The sequence below is a fragment of the Leucobacter soli genome, assembly GCF_042659205.1.
In the GTDB taxonomy this organism is placed as follows: domain Bacteria; phylum Actinomycetota; class Actinomycetes; order Actinomycetales; family Microbacteriaceae; genus Leucobacter; species Leucobacter soli.
Window position 1 is genome coordinate 1 of the sequence record NZ_JBHSRW010000201.1, and the last position, 4,184, is coordinate 4,184.

Here is a 4,184-nt window from a genome sequence, read left to right on the forward strand (position 1 = left end):
TGCTCGGCGGGCGCCTCGCTCCGAGTCACGAGCTCCGGCCCGAGCCGCCCCGCCTCCTCCTGCACGTCGGCACCCTGCGCGGCCAGCTGCTGCCCGATCTCCCGGCGCACGCCGTGCCACAGCCCGGTCGTCTTGGGAGCGGAGAACGCCTGCATCTGCAGCACGGACTCGGCGAACTCGAGGGTCACCGCGACCACGCGCTTGGCCCGCTCGTCGACCTCGAGGCGCATCTGCAGCCCCTCGCGCGGCGCGATCTTGATGCCGCCGAGGTCGACGTAGGGGCGCATCGCCGGCACCTCCGACAGATCGAACGGACCTGCGGCTCCCCGATCCTCGGGCGCCGACTTGGCATCGTCCGCCGGCGCGTCGCCCTCGCCCTCGCGGACCGCGAGCTCAGCGGCGTCGGTCACCGATTCATCGTTCTCGGCGGTCTCATCGCTCATGTCAGTGTCAGCCATGTTCAGTGTCAGCTCTCTTTCCGTTCATCGCGCCGATTCGAGCGGTGCGCCATCGCGCACGCCCGTCGATCCGAATCCACCGTTTCCGCGCACGCTCTCCGGCAGCGCCTCGACCGCCTGGAAGACCGCCCACGACACGGGCATCACGATCAGCTGAGCGATACGATCGCCCGGCTCGATCCGGAACTCCGCGCTCGCATCCGTGTTCATCAGCGGCACCTTGATCTCGCCGCGGTACCCCGCGTCGATCGTTCCCGGCGAGTTGAGGACCGTGATCCCGTGCCGCACCGCCAGACCGCTGCGCGGCACGACGAAGGCCGCATAGCCCTCGGGCAGCGCGAAGCTGATCCCCGTCCCGACGAGCGCGCGCTCGCCCGGGCCGAGCACCAGCGACTCGCTGCTGCGGAGGTCGGCGCCGGCGTCGCCCGGCTGGGCGTAAGCGGGCGTCTGCCCGGGGGCGGCCACGATCGGAATCTCTACGACATCGGTCACCCCGTCAGGGTAGCGGATCCCCCGGAGCGCTTGTCGAGCAGAGCGCGGCCTTCGGTCGGGATAATGGACGCATGACCACGCCATCGTCCGCGCCCGCCTTCCGCGAGCGTCTCGCTCCCGGCCCGCTGCTGTTCGTCGCGCTCCTCCTGCTGGTGCCGGCCGTGACGCTCGTGATGACCCCCCTGAACGCGGCGCTCGCGCTCCCGGTCGCCGTCGCGGTCTACGCCGCGATCGCGGTCTCGCTCTTCGCGCTCGCTCCGATCGTGACCGTGGGCGACGGAGCGCTCGCCGCCGGGCAGGCCCGCATCCCGGTCGCTCAGCTGGGCGAGGTCGAGATCCTCGACGCGGAGGCGCTCCGCGCCGCAATCGGACCGGGGCTGGACGCTCGCGCCTATCTCATGGTGCGGGGATACATCCACAGCGCCGTGCGCATCGCCGTCACCGATCCCTCGGATCCCGCTCCGTACTGGGTTGTCACGACCCGCAAGCCGCAGGCGCTCCAGGCGGCGATCGAAGCGGAGCGCTGAACCGCGTGTAGGCCGAGCCCGCGAGCCGCTCGACGCACGCATCACGCGGCCGCAGGCGCTCCGCCCTGCACTGCGAGATCCTCGCCCTACGCGGGATCCTCGTCGCTGCGCGTGCCGAAGAGAATGTCGTCCCAGCTCGGGATCGACGCCCGCCCCTTGCCTCGCCGGCCGCGTTCGGGCGTCGGCCCGAGCGGCTGCTTTGTCACGTCGCCGCCCGATTCCGGCTCCGCGAGGTCAGCCGAGAGCCCGTCGAGCGGCTCCAGCACGGTCCCGGAGGTCTCGGACGCCGCCTCGGCCTCCGCCTGCTCCCGCTCCTCGTCCGTGGGCGGGATGATGATCGGGGTCACGGGCGCGGTGCCGGGCAGCCGCACCGGATCCTTGGCGCCTGCCTGCGGCCGGTCTGCGCCCGACTCCGCATCGTCCCCTGCGTCGGCGTCTCGCGAGGTCCCCCGCGCACCGTCCCCCGCGGCGTGCTCGGCCGCGTTCCGCTCACCGCGTCGCCGACGCAGCGCGTCGAGCAGGTCGGCGGTCTGGCCGAGGTCGGGGAGCTCCGGCTCCGGCGTCTTGATCGCGCGCTCCTCGATGTGCTGGCGGCGCGCGTACTCGGCCTCGATGTCGACGATCGGGATCGAGCCGGTAGAGGGATGGTCCGGCGCGACGGGACCCGAGACGTTCACCGGCTCTCCGCTATCGCCCGGATCGGTCGGGAAGTCGGCGGTCAGGCGCTCCGGGTCGAAAGCGCCCGAGTCGAAGCGCTCCTCGGCATCCACCGCGCGCAGCTTCGGGATCAGCCGGTCTCCCACGGCACCCTGCTTCGAGAGCGAGTCGGCGTCCGGAGTGAGCGGCGAGAGCGCGCTCTTGCGGTGGTCGAAGGACCAGACGGCGCGGTGGCCGGAGTCGCCGGTGGCGAACTCGAGGCTGATCATCCACCCGGCCTCGTCGTCGCGCCACGAGTTCCACTCGGGATCGCGCGCGCCGAGACCGATGAGGCGCTCCGCGATCACGGCCCCGAACTGCTGCTCCTCCTCGTCGCCGGGGCTCGTCCGTACGGGTACGGCCTGGGCGAGCTCGAGGATGTAGCGCCGCTCCGCCAGCACCGGCTCCTCGTAGCGCTCGACATCGCTCTCGTCGAGACCCGTCGCGATCGCCACCTCCTCGCGCGTCTTCCCGGCGCGCACGAGCGCCTGGACCTCGCGGGGGTTGATCCGGTTCGCACTCCGCGGAGGTCGCGCCAGATGGCGGAATTCCGCGAGCACGGTCTCGTCGACCACCAGGCGAAACTCTTCACCGGTCTCGGTCGCGACGATGAGCGACTGATCTTCGCGTCGCACCAAGCGCAAGTCATCCATCGGCTGATCCTCCTCCAGGTTTCGCACCAAGGTTCGCATGCTCTCCCCTGAGACCGGCGGACCGACACGGTGCTAGCCGAACTTCGCGGCGCAGTCGGCGCCGAGTTCCGCGACCTCCCCCACCCTCTCTCGACGGGTCCGAACCGCCGGATCCGGGCCCTCCGGGATCCGCGTTCAGCGAACTCACGGGTGCGCAGTTTGCGCGAGACGCGCTTCTCGGGCAAACTATGGCCGCAGTTCTTGCAGAATCACTGCCTGAGTACCGACGACGGGAACACACCACCAGCATGGCTACCGACTACGACGCCCCGCGCAAATCCGAGGAAGATGCCGACTCGATCGAGGCGCTGAAGGAACGCGTGCCGGCGAAGGGCGCCTCTGCCATCGACTCGGAGGACGCCGACAACCCGGGCTTCGAGCTCGCCGGTGCGGATCTCTCGGATCTCGAGCTGGACGTCGTGGTGCTCCCGCAGCAGGCCGATGAGTTCACCTGCGTCAACTGCTTCCTCGTCCGCCACCGCTCGCAGATGTCGCGCGAGACCGACCTCGGCCCCATCTGCGCGGAATGCGACGCATAGGGCTCGGGCCTGTCGCCTCATAGCGTCGCCGCGATCCTCGTCATCGCCGAGACGAAGCCCGTCCCCGCGAGCTCTCCCGCGAGCGCGAGGGGGACCCCCCGCTCCTCTGCGCTGAGTCCGCCGTGCTGCCCGACCATGGCGAGCGCCGACGGCGAGTCGGAGGAGAGCGTGAAGGCCGTCTGGCCCCGCGCCGCGATCAGCACCTCCCCGAGTCTCGGCGCGACCTCGTCGACGACGCGGCCGAACCATCCCCCCTCGATCGCTTCGTCTCGGGTGCCGACCCAGGCGAGCTTCCCGAGAGCCGTCTCGAGGTCGGCCGCAACCGTCGCCGCGTCGGCACCGGGTTCGAGGTAGAGCGACCGCATCCTCGGTTCGCCGCCGATCTCGGCGACCGGTGATCCGGCGCCCCGGAAGAGGCCGTCGAGGCCGTCCTCCGCATCGAGCTGAAGCCGGCGGTGCGGCGGCACGTCGATCATCCCGTGATCGGCCGTGACCGCCACGCCGACTCCGCCGGGCAGTCCCTGGAGGAAGTCGCCCAGCGCAGCGTCGAGCGACTCCAGGCGCTGCAGCCATGCCGCGCTCTGCCAGCCATCGTGGTGGGCGGCGCGGTCGAGCTCGTCGATGTAGACGTAGGCGAGCAGCGGGTCGCCGGCGCGCAGAAGCCGCGAGGCGACCCCGAAGCGCTCGGCGATCGTCTGGGCGCCGTGGTACTCGGCTCCACCGAGGATCGCCTCGGTGAGGCCGCCGTGCGCGTGCGCCGGGCGGCCGATCGCGACCGCG

The 4,184-nt window shown here is 71.4% G+C and carries 6 protein-coding genes; 2 read left to right on the forward strand and 4 right to left on the reverse strand.

Going from position 1 to position 4,184, the window contains the following annotated elements; translation table 11 throughout:
• Together ACFPZL_RS10665 and dut are read right to left on the reverse strand one after the other, a co-directional pair.
• The coding region (locus tag ACFPZL_RS10665) for a DUF3710 domain-containing protein (protein ID WP_382335372.1) at positions 1 to 458 on the reverse strand (458 nt) is incomplete at its 3' end.
• A gap of 24 nt (positions 459 to 482) precedes the next feature.
• Entirely contained in the window at positions 483 to 950 is a 468-nt protein-coding gene (gene dut, locus ACFPZL_RS10670; protein ID WP_218115010.1) for a dUTP diphosphatase, read from the reverse strand.
• Between the two features lie 71 nt (positions 951 to 1,021).
• Between dut and ACFPZL_RS10675 the strand changes: the two genes are divergently transcribed.
• Entirely contained in the window at positions 1,022 to 1,477 is a 456-nt protein-coding gene (locus ACFPZL_RS10675) for a DUF3093 domain-containing protein (RefSeq protein WP_218115009.1), read from the forward strand.
• Between the two features lie 86 nt (positions 1,478 to 1,563).
• Here ACFPZL_RS10675 and sepH read toward each other — a convergent pair whose 3' ends face one another.
• On the reverse strand, positions 1,564 to 2,826 hold the full coding sequence (gene sepH / locus ACFPZL_RS10680; RefSeq protein ID WP_218115008.1) for a septation protein SepH: 1,263 nt from the start codon (positions 2,824 to 2,826) through the stop codon (positions 1,564 to 1,566).
• Between the two features lie 287 nt (positions 2,827 to 3,113).
• On the opposite strand from sepH, the gene ACFPZL_RS10685 reads away from it, so the two are divergent.
• Positions 3,114 to 3,404, forward strand: a complete 291-nt coding sequence (locus tag ACFPZL_RS10685) for a DUF4193 domain-containing protein (RefSeq protein ID WP_218115007.1) — start codon at positions 3,114 to 3,116, stop codon at positions 3,402 to 3,404.
• A gap of 17 nt (positions 3,405 to 3,421) precedes the next feature.
• Here the strand turns inward: ACFPZL_RS10685 and ACFPZL_RS10690 are convergent.
• Positions 3,422 to 4,184: alkaline phosphatase family protein (locus tag ACFPZL_RS10690; RefSeq protein ID WP_382335375.1), on the reverse strand; the 763-nt coding region annotated here is incomplete at its 5' end.

Coding starts and splice junctions, on each gene's coding strand:
- ACFPZL_RS10675 (WP_218115009.1), top strand. CDS start 1,022: ATGACCACGCCATCGTCCGCGCCCGCCTTCCGCGAGCGTCTCGCTCCC.
- sepH (WP_218115008.1), bottom strand. CDS start 2,826: ATGGATGACTTGCGCTTGGTGCGACGCGAAGATCAGTCGCTCATCGTC.
- ACFPZL_RS10685 (WP_218115007.1), top strand. CDS start 3,114: ATGGCTACCGACTACGACGCCCCGCGCAAATCCGAGGAAGATGCCGAC.